This is a genomic window from Selenomonas ruminantium subsp. lactilytica TAM6421 (assembly GCF_000284095.1).
Classification (GTDB): Bacteria; Bacillota; Negativicutes; order Selenomonadales; family Selenomonadaceae; genus Selenomonas_A; species Selenomonas_A lactilytica.
On sequence record NC_017068.1, the window covers coordinates 1649947 to 1666081 of the forward strand.

Annotated in this window: 13 protein-coding genes; 3 read left to right on the forward strand and 10 right to left on the reverse strand. The window is 53.0% G+C overall.

Features of this window, described 5'->3' with window-relative positions; translation table 11 throughout:
• Nucleotides 1-17: 17 nt before the first annotated feature.
• The 3 genes from SELR_RS08080 to SELR_RS08090 form a co-directional block, all read right to left on the reverse strand.
• Nucleotides 18-1307 (reverse strand): hexokinase family protein, encoded by a 1290-nt coding sequence (locus SELR_RS08080; protein ID WP_014424727.1) that lies wholly within the window; start codon nt 1305-1307, stop codon nt 18-20.
• 37 nt (nt 1308-1344) lie between these two features.
• Entirely contained in the window at nt 1345-3261 is a 1917-nt protein-coding gene (locus SELR_RS08085; protein ID WP_014424728.1) for an ABC-F family ATP-binding cassette domain-containing protein, read from the reverse strand.
• 115 nt (nt 3262-3376) lie between these two features.
• The gene (locus tag SELR_RS08090) at nt 3377-3763 is read right to left on the reverse strand and encodes a hypothetical protein (RefSeq protein ID WP_014424729.1); all 387 of its coding nucleotides are present in this window, start codon (nt 3761-3763) and stop codon (nt 3377-3379) included.
• Nucleotides 3764-4065: 302 nt separating this feature from the next.
• Between SELR_RS08090 and SELR_RS08095 the strand changes: the two genes are divergently transcribed.
• Nucleotides 4066-5481, forward strand: coding sequence for an alanine/glycine:cation symporter family protein (locus SELR_RS08095; protein WP_014424730.1), 1416 nt, complete (start codon nt 4066-4068; stop codon nt 5479-5481).
• Between the two features lie 77 nt (nt 5482-5558).
• On the opposite strand, the gene SELR_RS08100 is transcribed toward SELR_RS08095, so the two are convergent.
• Entirely contained in the window at nt 5559-7649 is a 2091-nt protein-coding gene (locus tag SELR_RS08100; RefSeq protein WP_014424731.1) for a methyl-accepting chemotaxis protein, read from the reverse strand.
• 203 nt (nt 7650-7852) lie between these two features.
• Here SELR_RS08100 and SELR_RS08105 point away from each other — a divergent pair, with 203 nt between their 5' ends.
• Nucleotides 7853-8638: a DUF4931 domain-containing protein gene (locus tag SELR_RS08105; RefSeq protein WP_014424732.1), complete on the forward strand. Its 786-nt coding sequence runs from the start codon at nt 7853-7855 to the stop codon at nt 8636-8638.
• Nucleotides 8639-8710: 72 nt separating this feature from the next.
• Nucleotides 8711-10474: an Rqc2 family fibronectin-binding protein gene (locus tag SELR_RS08110; RefSeq protein ID WP_014424733.1), complete on the forward strand. Its 1764-nt coding sequence runs from the start codon at nt 8711-8713 to the stop codon at nt 10472-10474.
• A 120-nt stretch (nt 10475-10594) separates the two neighbouring features.
• On the opposite strand, the gene SELR_RS08115 is transcribed toward SELR_RS08110, so the two are convergent.
• From SELR_RS08115 to hfq, 6 genes are all read right to left on the reverse strand, one after another.
• Nucleotides 10595-11665 (reverse strand): DUF871 domain-containing protein, encoded by a 1071-nt coding sequence (locus tag SELR_RS08115; protein ID WP_014424734.1) that lies wholly within the window; start codon nt 11663-11665, stop codon nt 10595-10597.
• Entirely contained in the window at nt 11665-12573 is a 909-nt protein-coding gene (gene murQ, locus SELR_RS08120) for an N-acetylmuramic acid 6-phosphate etherase (RefSeq protein WP_014424735.1), read from the reverse strand. The genes SELR_RS08115 and murQ overlap by 1 nt, the downstream gene beginning before the upstream one ends.
• Nucleotides 12574-12580: 7 nt before the next feature.
• On the reverse strand, nt 12581-13930 hold the full coding sequence (locus SELR_RS08125; RefSeq protein WP_014424736.1) for a PTS transporter subunit EIIC: 1350 nt from the start codon (nt 13928-13930) through the stop codon (nt 12581-12583).
• Between the two features lie 12 nt (nt 13931-13942).
• A complete protein-coding gene (locus SELR_RS08130; RefSeq protein ID WP_014424737.1) occupies nt 13943-15292 on the reverse strand; it encodes a replication-associated recombination protein A in 1350 nt (449 codons plus the stop codon).
• 1 nt (nt 15293) lies between these two features.
• Nucleotides 15294-15752, reverse strand: a complete 459-nt coding sequence (gene dut / locus SELR_RS08135; protein ID WP_014424738.1) for a dUTP diphosphatase — start codon at nt 15750-15752, stop codon at nt 15294-15296.
• 62 nt (nt 15753-15814) lie between these two features.
• The gene (hfq, locus tag SELR_RS08140) at nt 15815-16051 is read right to left on the reverse strand and encodes an RNA chaperone Hfq (RefSeq protein WP_014424739.1); all 237 of its coding nucleotides are present in this window, start codon (nt 16049-16051) and stop codon (nt 15815-15817) included.
• Between the last annotated feature and the right edge of the window lie 84 nt (nt 16052-16135).

Here is a 16135-nt window from a genome sequence, read left to right on the forward strand (position 1 = left end):
CATTACTTTGATGTTGCTTATTTCTGGGACATTGCTGCTGCAATAGCTGCGCCTAAACCGCTGCCGCCATTTTCCAGCACCGTATCCACCACGCTGGCTTCTTCACCCAGAAGTTCAGACAGCGCACGCATGATATTTTCCTTGGCCAGCGGCATCTTTTCATAGACGGAACCGTCCACGGCAATATGCTGCTTGGGTGCCTTGCCTTCACCGGCCAGCTGCCAGATGATACCCACAAAGGATGCCGTAACGAGGCGGGCAGAACGAACCACCAGCGCGCTGGCCAGGTCGCGGACCATTTCTGCATCAGCCGTTTCAATGGTCTTGCCCGTCTTAGCGGCAACGATCTTGACTACTTCCGCCTTGTCAGCGCTTTCATCGAGAATGATATTGCTCATATCGATGCTGGTAAAGCCGTAGTTCTTGCCTTTTTCGTCCAGCAGTTCAGCCAGGGCCATACCGAAGAGTTCACCCATATAACGGCCGGACACCATTTTTTCCAGACGCTGTTCGCCGGGCTTTTCAGAGGCCTTGTCGAATTCGATATCGAGACGGCTGGGCACGAGCTTCATGAAGCCGCCGGATTCCAGATTCAGGATCATGGGAGCATCAGCGCTGTCGGCATAGGGTTCGAGATAGCAGGTGTTGTGGCCTGTAGCATAGATAGAACCGATGTAGATATCCGGCTGCTTATAGGCAGCGGCCAGCAGTACGGCCACCGTATCATTGATGACAGCCGTCGGCTCTACGTTGTCGATGCCCTGACGATGCAAAGCTTCCTTGAGCAGGTCATTGACCACCTTGCCTTCAACACCCGGCGTAGCAAATTCCTTGGTCCAGATGATCAGTTTGGCATTGTAAAGGTCAGTCTGCTCGGACGGGAACGAGAAGGTATGACCTAAGAGATACTTCGTCGTGTGGTCGCCTTCCACGGCTTCGTCCACGAGTTCGGCGATGAAATCAAACATCTCTTCCGCAGTGGAGTCTGCACCGATAAAGTCATAAACGCCTTCCACCTTCAGCGGCTTGGCAACTTTCTTGAGCACTTCAAACTTGCCTTCCCCCAGGAGTTTGATGCGCAGGACACGCAGGTTCGTGCCACCGAAATCCAAAGCCAGATACTCACCGGTTTCCTTGCCCGTGGGCAGGCCCACATAGGATTTGAGCATGCGCAGGGAGGACTGATCCGGGTCCTTGAGCCCCAGGCGCAGGTCATAACGGAAATCAGCGGCGATTTCCCGCAGCTGTTCGGTCTTGACCGTGAATTCCTCAATGAGATTTGCAAATTGTTCCTTGTTGAATGCCATTTTCTTTTCCCCTTTTTTATATATTAAGGCCTAAGCCTTATTGACTTTGTTCCTCCGCGATGGCCTCGAGATATTCCCAACGCTCCATCAGCTGTTCCAGTTCAGCGCTCAGCCTTGTTTCCTCTTTGGCCAACTCATTGAGCTTGCCAAAGTTGGTGGCATTTTCCGCCATCTGGAGCTGCACCACCTTGAGTTCCCCTTCCTTGCTGGCGATGATGCCTTCAATTTCCGCATATTCCTTCTGCTCCTTGAAGGTGAAACGCCGCTTGGCGGCTGGTTCGCTATCGTGGCTGGCAGCAGGTTTTGCCTTGAGCTCAGCGGTCTTTTCCTTTTTGACGGTATCTTCTGTTTCTGCCTGTTCCTCCGCCAATCTTTCCTTGTAATAGGAATAGCCGCCGGAGTACATCCGCAGCCTGCCGCCCGCCTCGTAAGCAAAGACCTTGTCGGCCAGCCTGTCCACAAAGAAGCGGTCATGGGATACGAAGATGATGGCGCCCTGAAAATCGTCAATGAAGCTTTCCAGCACGGCCATGGTCTCCAAATCCAGATCATTGGTGGGCTCGTCCAACAGCAGGACATTGGGTTCCTCCATCAGCACCCGCAGCAGGTAAAGGCGCCGCTTCTCCCCGCCGGAAAGCCGGGAAATGGGCGTCCACTGCAGATCCCCCGGGAACAGGAAACGCTCCATCAGCTGGGAAGCCGAAATCCTGGTACCATCTGCCAACGTGATATAATGGGCGGCCTCCTGCACATACTCGATGGCCCGCAGACGCTCATCCATCTCCCGGGCCTGCTGGGCAAAATAACCTATTTTGACTGTCTGCCCGATGGTCACGGTACCGGAAGTGGGCTGCTGCAGACCGGCGATGATATTCAAGAGCGTGGTCTTGCCGGTGCCATTGGCCCCTAAGATCGCCACCCGGTCATTGCGCAGTACCGTATAGGTGAAGTCCTGCACAATGGTGCGGCCATCCACTTCATAATGCACATGATCCAGCTCGATGACCGTACGGCCCAAGCGGCTGCCCGCCAAGCCGATTTCCACCGTATCATTGCTGATATTGACGCTCTGGCTCTTGACTTCCTCATAGCGCTGAATGCGGGCCTTCTGTTTGGTGGAACGGGCCTGAGCGCCGCGGCGCAGCCATTTGAGCTCATTGCGCAGGAAGTTCTGCCGCTTGGCCTCGGTGGCCTGCAGGCGCTCCAGCCGCGCCGCCTTCTGCTCCAGGAACTCCGAATAATTGCCCGTATAGGTATAGGCAGAACCCTGGTCAAGCTCCAGTATCTTATTGGCGGTATTATCGAGGAAATACCGGTCATGTGTCACCATCAAAAGTGCACCCTTGAGCCCCCGCAGATACTCTTCCAGCCAGGCAATGGTCTCACTGTCCAGATGGTTGGTAGGCTCGTCAAGGATCAACAGGTCACAGGGCTGGATCAAAGCCGTGGCCAGAGCCAGACGCTTCTGCTGCCCACCGGAAAGGCTGCCCACCGGAGCAGTGAAGTCATTGATGCCCAGTTTGGTGAGCACGGTCTTGGCAGAACTTTCAATCTGCCAACCGTCATTCTCATCAATCACGGCAGTATAACGCATGATTTCCTGCTGCAAAGCCTTATCATCAGGATTATCTGCCGCCCTTGCCATAGCCAGCTCATACTCGCGCAAAGCCTGCATCAGCGGGGAAAGCCCACGAAAGACTTCCATCAGCACGGTATTTTCCGGAGCAAAAGCCTTATCCTGCGCCAGATATTCCAGCTGCAGCCCCCGCATGGTGGTCATCGTGCCATCATCCACGGGAATCAGGCCAGCCACCGCCTTCAGGAAGGTGGATTTGCCGGTACCATTGACACCGACAATCCCCACCTTATCCCCGGCCTCCATGCTGAAGTCAATGCCCGAGAACAAGGTTTTCTCGCCATAACTCTTGGTAAAATTTTCGATGGTGATTATCATAAACTATCGTCCTATCTGTAAACATTCCTTCTTATTATAGCGGTTTTTCCTCTTTTTTCCTAGTACCTAACACGAAACAAATTTCTTTCATCAGTACAAACAAAGAAAAAACCGGTCAATTTGACCGGTCAGACTGCTCCTCCATATGCTGTTGCTTGCCAAACCACAACCAGAACAATAACGGGAACACGATAATCTCGAAAAGGATGATGACGACAAACAGCCCGTTGATAAAATCCCAGCTTAAAAACAATGGCGCTTCCTTCGGCTGAGGCGGTCCCATATGGCGTTCCGGTACAAAGCCGCCGACAATCCGCGGTCCCTCTGTGTCACTGCCGTTGTCAGCAGCTGTGACGATATTCGGCTTTTCTTCCTCATAACCACTATCAGGCTCACAGATAATGCCAAACAGACAGAACGACACCAGCATCAGTACCAGCACGGCCAGTACAATCACCGACTTTTCCCCTTTGCTCTGGGAATCATGTACTCGCTGCTTCATCTGTCTTCACCACCATACGCCATCTATACTCTAAGAAAGTTCTCATAAAAATCTAATCTCTTTTTAATACTTTACCTTTTCCTATCTGTTTTGTCAATTTTAAACGATAAGATTACAGAAAATCGTCCAATCCTTGACAACATGTAAACTTTTTAGTTATAATATCTATGCATAAAAGATTATATTTTTCAGGCAATGGCGCCTTTTGCTTCTCCCCGGCAAAACTGACAGGATTTCTGTCTCTTTTGGATTCGGCAGAAACAAAAGGCGCTTTATATTTTTTTATGGAAAGAAGGTTGTTTATGATTTTACTAAACTCTGTTGTTGATAGCATCAATACCATTCTTTGGTCATATGTGCTCATCATCATCCTGATCGGGTGTGGTATCTACTTCACCCTGTCCACCAAGTTCGTCCAGCTGCGTATGTTACCGGAAATGGTAAAACTCCTTACGGAAGGAATCGGCAAAAAGACGGAAGGCGGCGCCATCAGCTCCTTCCAGGCCTTCTGCGTCAGCACGGCGTCCCGCGTAGGTGTCGGCAATATCGCCGGTGTAGCCATCGCCATAGTCACGGGCGGCCCGGGTGCTGTATTCTGGATGTGGGTTATCGCCTTTATCGGCAGTGCCACGGGTTTTGTAGAAAGTACCCTGGCACAGATCTACAAGATCCAACGTCCTGATGGCTCCTTCCACGGCGGCCCGGCTTACTACATCAAGAACGCCCTGCATCAGTCTGGCGTGGCTAAGCTCTTTGCTGTACTGCTGGCTGTCACTTTCGGCCTTATCTATAACTCCGTACAGGCAAACACCATTGCCCTTTCGGCAGCCACGGCCTTCAATGTCCCACAGTATGTGACCGCCGGCGTGCTGGCATTCTTCACCGGCCTGGTCATCTGCGGCGGCGTACAGCGCATTGCCCAGGTTACGGAATTTCTTGTTCCGATTATGGCAGGTCTCTATATCCTCGTGGCCATTATCATCACAGTAATCAATATTGACAAAGTTCCGGCTATGTTCGCCATGATCATCCATGATGCTTTCTCTCCGCAGGCTGCTGTTGGTGGCGGTCTCGGCTCTGCCATCCTCACGGGTGTGAAGCGCGGCCTGTTCTCCAATGAAGCCGGTGAAGGTTCCGTACCGAATGCCGCTGCCACGGCAGATGTCAGCCATCCGGTCAAACAAGGCCTGATTCAGGCGTTCGGCGTTTATGTAGATACCTGGCTGGTCTGCTCGGCTACCGCATTCATCGTATTGCTGGCCGGTCAGTATACCGTGGGCGGCGAGCTTACGGGTATTGCACTGGCACAGGCATCGCTGGCCAGCATCTTCGGTGCTTCGGCACCGGCAGCGGTTTCCTTCATGATCCTGATGTTTGCCTTCAGTTCCATTGTCGGCAACTACTACTATGGTGAAATCAACATTGCCTTCTTCGAAGCCAAGGGCAAGACCGCTCTCTTCCTGTTCCGGGCTTTGGTCATCTTCATGGTCGTTTTCGGCAGCATGGCCGAACTTTCCCTGGTCTGGAACCTGGCCGACCTCTTCATGGGGCTCCTGTGCCTGACCAACCTCTATGCAATCTCCCGCCTGTATAAATACGCTCATGTAACCTTCGTCAGCTACTTAGAACAGAAAAAGCGCGGCGTTGAACCGGTCTTCGACCCGGCTATCCTGCCCGACGAACATGGCATCCATGCCTGGGGCGTAGATAAAGACTGAATATCATAATAAGAAAAACGTGCAGTGATCCGATTTCACTGCACGTTTCTTATTTTACACAAAGTTTGCTATAACAATCAGAATTTAAACCTTGCGCTTTCCTTCTGGAGTTCTTCTGCCATATTAGCCAGTCTGTGGCTGGAAGCAGCCAATTCTTCCATGGAAGCAGACTGTTCCTCGGTTGCCGCCGAGATGGACGCGATGTTCTGGGTGATCTGCTTGGTGGTTTCATCCACATCTTCAGCATCCCGCAGTACGCTCACACTGTCATCGGCTACCCGAGAAGCACTATGTGCCGCATCCTTGACCAGATTATCCACTTCTTCGATATGCGAAGCAATCTGGCGGAATTTCTCACCGGCTTCGACAACCGTGCGACCGCTGGTGCTGACCTGTTCCGTACCCACATTCATGGATTCCACGGCACGTTTGGTCACCTGCTGCACGCCACTGATCATCTGCGCGATTTCCGTAGCAGCTTCGGAGGACTGCTCAGCCAGTTTACGGACTTCATCAGCCACAACAGAGAAACCGCGGCCCTGTTCACCGGCCCGTGCTGCTTCGATAGCGGCATTCAGTGCCAGAAGATTGGTCTGTTCGGCAATGCTTTGGATGGTGTTGATGATTTCGCCAATCTGTTCGGAGCTCTTGCCCAGTTCATCCACATTTGCTGCGGATTCCACGACCGTCTTATGCGCAACCTTCATCTGTTCTACCGCTGCTTCAATGGCGGCAACACCCTCTTTGGCCGCTACACCGGCCATACCGGAAGTCTTGCTGATATTGGCCGATTTATCGGCAATACCGTTGACATGTTCCGTCATCTGCCGTATATTGCCCACGACATTATTGATGGTCTCACTCTGATGGCTGGCAGCTTCCGCGATATCACCGACCTGTTCAGCTACGTGGGTGATGGTTTCAGCCACCTGCTCTACGCCGCTGGACATCTGACCGGAAGAGTTGGATACTTCATCGGCACTGCCCTTGATCTGTTTCAAAAGTGTAGTAAGTTCCGTCGTCATCTTATGGAACGACTGCGCCAGCGTGCCGATTTCATCATCCGAATCAACAGCGAGCTGGTTATTACGCAAATCGCCATCGGCCAGCCGCTCTGCCGAAGCCTGCAGGCCTCTGAGCGGGGATACGATGAGATTGGAGATAAAATAGGTAGCCGCAAAGATCAAAAGCAGAGCAACGACCAAAACACCGCCCAGAATCATACGCATGTGATTGACGTTTTGCATGAGCTGGGAACGATCCACAATGGTCAGGTAACGATAACCGGTCTTTTCCGAAACATAGGTATTGACCATCTTGCTGCTGCCATCCAGATTCACTTCCCGCAGGCCTTTGAGACTCTTGGCCGTATCCAGGTTGGACAACTCACCCAGTTCTGCTTCCGCCAGTTTCTTGAAGGCTGCATCCTGATGTTTGGGATCTGCGATAATCACGCCATCCGCATCCAACATCATGATATAGCCGGTCTCCCCCACCTTGATCTCGGAAATCATATCCGTAACCACCGGCAAATCGATATTGAGCCCCAGAACACCCAAAGGCTGGCCATCCATCCCCTTGACCGTCGCGAAGATACCAACGGTCGGCGTCCCTTTGGAAGTCTTGAACGGCTTCGTGATGCGAACCTTGCTCACATCGGCCATGCTTTCCTTGAACCAGTCGCGCTTGCGGGAATCATAGCCCTTCTTGCGTTTCACGGCCGGATACTGCAGATAACCGCCATCCGTCGTACCATAGCTGATTACCGATACGGTGGCCTTATGGGATTCGCCAAAGCGCTGGAAGACCTGATAAGCTGCCAGCTCAAAGCCGCCCTTTGCCTGCGGATCCATGGCGATATTGCCATCGGAAGCTGCCGTAGCAGCTACGGCCTCATCCATATAGCGGGTGATTTCGCCGCCCGCCCTGAGTACCGGATCATTGGCCATATTCACCAGGCCATCCCGCAAGCCAATGAGGAACAGATCCATCGCATTATCCACCTGTGTAGACTGCAGATCTGCCTCTTCCTCAAAATTGTTCATCTGGCTGTCGGTGATGATACCATCCAGCACAAGTCCCAGCACTGCCATCACAAAGATAAAGAGCACCGACACGGATACCATTATCTTCTGTTTGACATTGAGCCGGTCTAATAATCCGCCCATTCCCTCATCTCCTTTATGCACTTCCTATACACCTCACTAGACTTGCTTTTCTTATACGACAGGAGGGTAAATTTTTCCTGCTAAAATTATCGCTCGATTCATAAATTTTTGTAAAAAATCGGCGAATCTCATCCTTCATTGTTTTTCCAGAATCACTGTGCTAAACTAGGACTTAACGACGGGCGCACCAGGGAGGAAAAATCATGGCTTTACCATATAATCTCATCGACTTTGATATGAAAATCGGACGGCAGAAACCGGAGACCATCCGTCATCCGGATAACTACTGTCCTTTTTGTCATCCCGAGGAACTGACCGACATCATAGCGACCGATGGCCCCATCATCCTCCTGCGCAATAAATATAATGTCCTTGCCGGCACAGAACAATTCGTGCTGATTGAAAGCGACATCTGCCAGAGCGATATCCCGGATTACAGCCCCGAACATATGCAAAGACTGTTGCGCTTTGGCCTTCATCACTGGCAGGCAATGCTGCATTCCGGAAAATACGCGGATGTGGTCTTCTTCAAAAACTATGGCCCCCTGTCCGGGGGCACAATCCGGCATCCCCATATGCAAATCGTGGCCTTCCCCCATCTAAATCAGCCCCTGCAGGTTTACCCGGAGGAATTTTCCGGTGAAATCATTACCACGGAGCATAATGTGGAATTCAATATTTCCACGAGTCCGCGGATTGGCTTCTGGGAACTGAATATCGTACCACAGGAAATTGAAAGCGATTGCGCCATCCAGGCTATGGCTCATTTCCTGCAAACCGGCACGCGTTATCTGACCAGTCAATTCCACAAGGGACGCGTGCAAAGCTACAATATCTTTTTCTATCAGCTGGCCGGGCAAATCTATGGAAAGATCGTGCCGCGCTTTGCCACACCGCCGTTGTTCATCGGTTATGGCGTCCATGTGCGTCCCACCAATATCCGGGAAGCAGCCCAAAACATCCGCCAGTTGTATTTCGCTGAGGTTTGACCGTTCCCCGCATCTAAAATCTAAAGTATAATGATTTAATCTATATTTCGTAATACAAGGAGATTTACCACTATGAGTCTTGACGGCTTTTCCATGCGTCCTCTCGTGCGCGAGCTGAATGACAAGCTTGCCGGGGGCCGCATCGATAAGATCACCCAACCCAATAAACAATCCATCGTCCTGTCCATCCGCCAGCCGGGGCAAAACCATCAACTGCATATCAGCATCAATTCCCAGAATCCTGCCGCCCATATCATGGCCAAGAATCTGGAAAATCCGCCCGAACCGCCCGTATTCTGCATGGTTCTCCGCAAGCAGCTGGAAACCGGCCGCATCGCCGCCATCCGCCAGCATGGCCTGGATCGCCTGATCCTGATGGATGTGGACTCCATTGCCGCGGGCGGCAAGATCGTGACCAAGACGCTCGTCATGGAACTCATGGGCAAATACAGCAATATCATCCTCGTGCAGGATGGCACTATCATCGATGCCCTGCGCAAGATTGGCAGCAACAGCAGCCGTGTGCGCACAGTGCTGCCCGGTGATGCCTATGAACTGCCGCCGGGCCAGGATAAACTCGACCTCTTCACCGCAGATTTGCCTGCCGTTATAGAGCGAATCAAACAAGCAGATCATGAAGAACGCCTTGACAAGGCCATCCTGGGCGCCTGCATGGGCTTTGGCCCCGTGTCAGCTAAGGAAGTCTGCTTCTGCGCGGGCTTTGCTCCGAGCACCAGGTTGAATACATTGGACGAAGCTGACTTTACTTCCATCGAGCAGGCTTTGGCCGAAATCCGCCAGGCCGCCAGCAGTGAAGAAGCCCAGCCCGTAATCCTGATGGACGAAAACCAGAAAGTGCTGGCCATGGCCTCCTTCCCCCTCCACTATCTGCCCCAGGCTGTCACATTGGACTTCGATACCATCAGCGCCATGCTCGAAAAGGCCAGCGCACTGGCCGGCAGCTATGTGCTGCCCGATAAGGACCGCTTCAAGAAACTCGTGAAGAACGAACTGCACCGCGCCGAAAACAAGCTGGTGAAGCTCGATGAGGAAATAGCCGCCGCCGAAAATGCCGAGGAATACAAAATCCGCGGCGACAACCTTATGACCTATCAGTATCAATATAATGACCATGAAGATGCTGAAATCACCGTGGTCAATATCTACAGTGAAACCGGCGAGGAAATCACGATTCCCCTCGACCAGCGTTTCACCATCATCCAGAATATGCAGCTTTGCTACAAAAAATATGACAAACTCAAACGCGCCCAGGAACTTTTGCAGGTACAGCGACAGGAATGCGAAGCTTCCATCAGCTATCTCGAAAGCATTGACACATCCCTTAATGCCTCCTCCAGCTTAGGCGAAATCGCTGAAATCCATAATGAACTGGTGGAAGGCGGCTACCTGCGGGAGAAGCTCAAGCGCAAGAACAACGACAAGCCCTCCCATCCCTTCCGCTTTACCGCTCCCAATGGCATGCAGATCCTTGTGGGCAAGAACAATTACCAGAACGACAAGCTGACCTGCAAGACAGCCAGCTTCAACGACACCTGGTTCCATACCCAGAATATCCCCGGCTCCCATGTCATCCTGCGCAATGGAGGCGAAGAACTGGACGAAGACACCATCCTGCTGGCGGCCAGCCTTGCCGCCCACTTCAGCAAGGCTCAGGGCTCTTCCAAAGTTCCCGTGGACTACACGGAAATCCGCTATGTCAAGAAACCCTCCGGCAGCAAACCGGGTTTTGTGATCTTCACCAACCAGAAAACCCTCTATATCACGCCGGATGAACAGGAACTGGCCCCCATCCTCGCACAAGATCCACAACAATAAAGCATCAAAATTGAACTTCCCCCGCCAGTGGAGACTTATTCCTAAGCGATTTACACGCTCGCGCGTACTAGCGCAGGAATAAGTCTCCACTAGCGGGGGCATCTCTTTATCATAATGCCATCACGAGCATACAAATGAAAACCTGCGCCCTGGCGTTATGTATTTCAGCATGAACAGTTCACATTCGGCCACCCGCCCCACTACATTCACCCGTGTATCAGGGGGCTGGGATTTTTTGATTATCTGCAGCTCGCCCATATAGCGCAGATAATCCTTGTTGTCGATGGTAATGGCCCCCCGCCGGCGTTCCTTGTTGTTCTCTGGCACCACCGTCCCCTGCAGCAGCCCCCGGCTTTCCTGAGCGCGGATGGCATCCCGGGCTTCATCCTCCCGGGCCGTAAAAGTATGCCGTAAAAGCTCCCGCTGCACCGCATCTTCGGTTAAGAAAGTTGCCTCTACCGCCACTTCATCGGCATGCAATCTGCCCAAAACCTGTAATTCAGAGGTCAGGGGCAAGCTGTCGCTCAAAAACACTGAATCCACCCCCAAGGCTGCCATATGCCGGGCTGCCCTGTCCGTCTGCCAGAGGCGATGGGCTTCCAATGTGGGCAGGCCTTCAAACAGCGGCCCCCGCTGTTTGCCATGACTGGGCACAAAGGCTCCCACCTTTATCCCTGCTTCTTTGAGCAGGTCATTTTTTTTGCACAGGACCGACTCACTAAGACCTGTGCCCTGCCGCGGATAGAAATTATGCAGGGCATCGATATGTGAAAAATCCGTTCCTGCTTCTTTCAGCGCCGTCAAAATCGTTTCCGTCACCGTGCTGGCATTAAGCTGCAAACGTATGCCCATTTCGTTATGGCTGAGCTGAGCAATCTGCTCTGGCTCATAGCCATAGTCCAGCCGCAGGGTAGTGATTCCCAGCTTCTGGAAAGCCTCCAGACTGAATTCCGGCAGTTCCAGCATTTCCAAGGTTCTTGGGGAAATATCGGAAATGATCTCCATATCGTGTTCTCTGGCCGCCTGCAAAAGGGTGGCCAGTTCTTTTTTCAGCACAGCCGTGTCGGTTTCGGGAATATGCAGGGACGTGAACACCCGGCGAATGCCGCAGGCAGCCGCCGCTTCCAGCAGCTGCAGATTTTCTGCCAGCGTATTGTCCAGTCCCGGATAAAGCGAAATGCCATTTTCCATCAGCCTACCCCCCTCTGTTGCAGCGCTGCGCCCAAATGACCATGAGCCTTGCCCAGATATTCCTGTCCCGTGGCAAAATCCGTACCCGTCAGATGGATAAAGATGGCCAGCTTGGCATTGCCCTGCGCTTCCATAAGTGCCGCGATGCTTTCCTCCCGGCTGCAGCCTGTGGCCTCCATCACAATGCGCCGTGCCCGCTCCTCCAGCTTTTTGTTGGAGGTTTTGACATCCACCATCAGATTGCCATAGACCTTGCCCAATTTGATCATGGTGCCGGTGGACAACATATTGAGCACCAATTTCTGTGCCGTGCCCGCCTTCATGCGGGTGGAACCTGTGACCACCTCGGCCCCGGTAACCGGCACCAGCACGATATCGGCAAAGTCACCGATGGCCGGCTCCGGTGAGCAGGCCAGAGCGATCGTTGCCGCCCCCACATCCTTTGCATATTGCAGGCCGCCGATAACATAGGGGGTACGCCCGGAAGCCGCGATACCCACCAGCACATCCTTGGCTGAAAAATCCTTTTCCCGCAGATCCTTCTGCCCCAGCTCCGGACTGTCCTCAGCCCCTTCCTGTGCTTTGAAGATAGCCGGGATCCCCCCGGCAATCAGCCCCTGTACCAGTTCCGGCTCCACGCCATAGGTAGGCGGGCACTCGGAGGCATCGAGGATGCCCAGCCGCCCGGAGGTGCCAGCTCCCATATAGAAGAGCCGCCCGCCCTTTGACAGCCTATCTGTAATCACATCCACGGCTTTGGCAACCTCCGGCAGGATCTTTTCCACAGCTAGGGCGACCTTCTTATCCTCCTCATTGATAACCTGCAGCATGGATAAGGTGGATAGTTCATCAATATGAGCGGTGGCCGGATTGCGTCTTTCCGTGCTTAATTTCTGCAAATCGATCATGGATTAGTTACGACTCCTTTTCTTCAGCGGGATCATCAAATCCCAGCAGATATGTGGCAATAAAACCGGCGATATAGGCAACGACAATGCCCAGCAGGTAAATCGGAATATTATTGGTCGTCCCCGCCAGCGGCAAACCGGATATGCCCATGGCCGAAGCGCCCACCATGAAATGTGCCTGCACGGCGCCGCCAAAAGCCCCACCGATACAAGCGCCGATAAAGGGCCGCCCCAAAGGCAGAGTAACGCCGTAAATCAAAGGCTCTCCCACCCCCATCAGACCAACGGGCAAAGCCGAGACCACGGTTTTCCGCAGAAACTCGTTCTTACTCTTGACATAGACCGCTATGGCTGCGCCTACCTGACCGGCTCCCGCCATGGCCAGAATCGGCAGCAGGATGGTCACGCCATACTGAGCAATCAGATCTGCATGGATGGGCGTCAGGGCCTGATGAATCCCCATCATGACCATGGGCAGCCACATGCCGGCCAAGATAAAGCCCACCACCGCGCCGCCGGAACCCACTGCTCCCGTAGCCGCCGTACCGATAGCCGTGGAAATCATGCCGCCTAAGGGCTGCAGGACAAAGATTGCCGCCATGCCGGCCAACAAAAAGGACAAAAGTGGTGTCAGGAACAAGTCAAAAATCGTCGGCACCAAACGGTGCAGATGCTTTTCCAGCCATGCTCCAATAAAGGCCACCAAGATCACGGCAATCACGCCGCCACGGCCGGGAACCAGCTTATCCCCACCGATAACGACATTCGCCAGTCCCGGATGGCTGATCAAAGCCGCGAGTGCTCCGCCCAAAATCGGCGTGCCGCCAAATACCTTGGCGGCATTATAGCCCACAAAGAGATTCATCCCCCAGAACACTGCATTGCCCGCCACAGCCAGCAATTGCCAGATGGACGAATCCACCACCTCCGGCGAGACCTTCGCTGCCACACCCAATATCCCCGTAAGCAGACCACAAGCGATAAAGCCCGGAATCAACGGGATAAAGATGCTGGCAATCTTTTTGAGCAGCAATTTTGCCGGCGTGGCATTGCGCTGCCGGATCTGCTGGTGCAGTTCCTTGCCGTCGCCGATTTTGGGCTTGGAACTTTTCCCCAACAATTCGTTGACCACTGTTGTTACCTGCGTGGCCGTTCCCGGCCCCAGGATGATATGCAGCTCTTCCTCGGCATCATGGATGCCCATAACCCCCGGCACTTTTTTGATTGCCGTAAGCAACGCCTCATCCTTCTGCCTTAGCTGTACCCGCAGCCGTGTCATGCAATTATAGGCATGGATGATATTCTCCCGCCCGCCTAATACTTCAAATAGTTTTTTCCCCAGCTCGTCACTATTCATCTATTACACTCCCTAAAACCGCTTTGGCCAGCACCGACGCAAATAATCCCCCAAGCGCTTTTCCTGGCCGTTATCACTTGGCTGATAGTAATGGGCATCCTGGATTTCCTTGGGCAGATAAGCCTGCTCCGTAAAATGATCCGGATAATCATGGGGATAGATATATTCCGTCCCATGACCGAGTTTGGCCGCTCCCTTGTAATGAGCATCCCGCAGATGCATAGGCACCGCCCCGCAATTCCTGCCGCGCACATCCTGCAGTGCCGCATCGATGGCCATATAGGCCGCATTGCTCTTAGGCGCCGAAGCGATATAGCTTACCGCCTGCCCTAAAATAATCCGTGCCTCAGGCATACCCACAAATTGCACCGCATTGGCCGCATTCATGGCAAGCACCAGCGCCATGGGATCAGCATTGCCCACATCTTCGGAGGCGCAGATGACCACCCGCCGGGCAATGAACTTCACATCTTCCCCGGCAGCCAGCATACGCGCCAGATAGTGCAGGGCCGCATCCGGATCACTGCCCCGCATGCTCTTGATAAAGGCCGACACCGTATCGTAATGGTTGTCCCCGGTCTTATCATAACGCTGTACCCGCTGGCCGAGAATCTCCTGCACCATATCCAATGTGATCTCGCCGCCCGTAAGCGGCAGCATGGAAGCCGTGCCTTCAAGGATGTTAAGCGCCATGCGGGCATCGCCGCCAGCCAGCTGGGCCATAGCCAGCATAACCTCGTCGCTGACGGTTATGGATTGGGCACCAAGCCCCCGCTCCTTATCCATCAGAGCCTGCCGCAGGATTTTGACCAGCTGCCCATCGGTGAGCTGATAAAGCCGCACAATCCGCACCCTTGACAACAAGGCATGATTGACCTCAAAGAACGGATTTTCCGTGGTGGCGCCAATCAGTATCAGCCGCCCATCCTCCACATAGGGCAGCAGCACATCCTGCTGGCTCTTATTGAAGCGGTGGATTTCGTCAATGAATACGATTGTGCGCTTCTGATAAAACTTCCGGGCATCATCGGCTTCCTTGACAATCTGCCGGATATCGCCGATACCTGCCGCCACTGCATTGAGCTTCTTGAACTCACTGCCTGTCATGCCCGCAATCATCTGAGCCAGAGTGGTCTTGCCTGTGCCCGGAGGCCCATAGAAAATCATGGAGGAAATCTGGTCTTTCTCAATCATCTGCCGCAGGAACCGGCCGCCGCCCACAGCCTCCTGCTGACCGATAAACTCCTGAAAATTCCTTGGCCGCATGCGCTGGGCCAAAGGTGCAAACCGCTGCCCAGCGCCACTGGCATTGCCGCTGTTATTGGCTGCGGCAGCTGAAAACAAATCAAGTTCCTCTGCCATCTCAATCACCTGTACCCGTAGAGCCAAAACCGCCCTGACGCTTAGCGCCAACACCTGCCATATCCGCATCTACAGTCAGATAAGACAGGAAAATCCCCTGGGCGATCCGGTCGCCCTTATGGATCTGGAAATCCTCCTGCCCCAGGTTGGTCAGCGCCACCATGATATGACCTTCATTGTCCGGATTGTTATAATAATCCGCATCAACAATGCCCACACTGTTACTCAAGAGCAGCTGATGTTTCACCGCCATGCTGGAACGGATATTGAGCGTCAGGACCTCGCCAGCCTGCATATAGGCTTTCAGCCCCGTAGCTGCCAACACCGTCCCGCCAGCCTTTACCGTTACATCTTCTGCCGCCTCTATATCATAACCAGCACTGGCCGCAGTTTTTCTCTGCGGCAGGTGAATATCCCGCTCCTGCCAGCTGCTGACAATCTCAAAGCCTCGTAATCTCATGCCAAACTCCCTCAGACCATCAATGAAAAAGCCTTCCCCGCTGGGGAAGGCCCGTCTTCAACTCAACCTTCTTCTTTTGCTGCAAAATTTACGGGCTTAGCCGGCGTGATGGTGGAAATCGCATGTTTATACACCATCTGCTGTTTTCCCATCACATCGAGAACTACCGTAAAATTATCAAAGCCTTTTACTTTGCCTTTAATCTGAAAGCCATTGACAAGGTGAATCGTCACTTCAATATTTTCCTTCCGCACCTGATTGAGGAATGTGTCTTGTAAATTAATCGCTTTTACTGGCATAGTTAATCCCCCCATTGAATTACGAATTATATACGTTGTTATTATATCATATATCCCCCTATATGTCCCGCAGAAAGGGTTTGA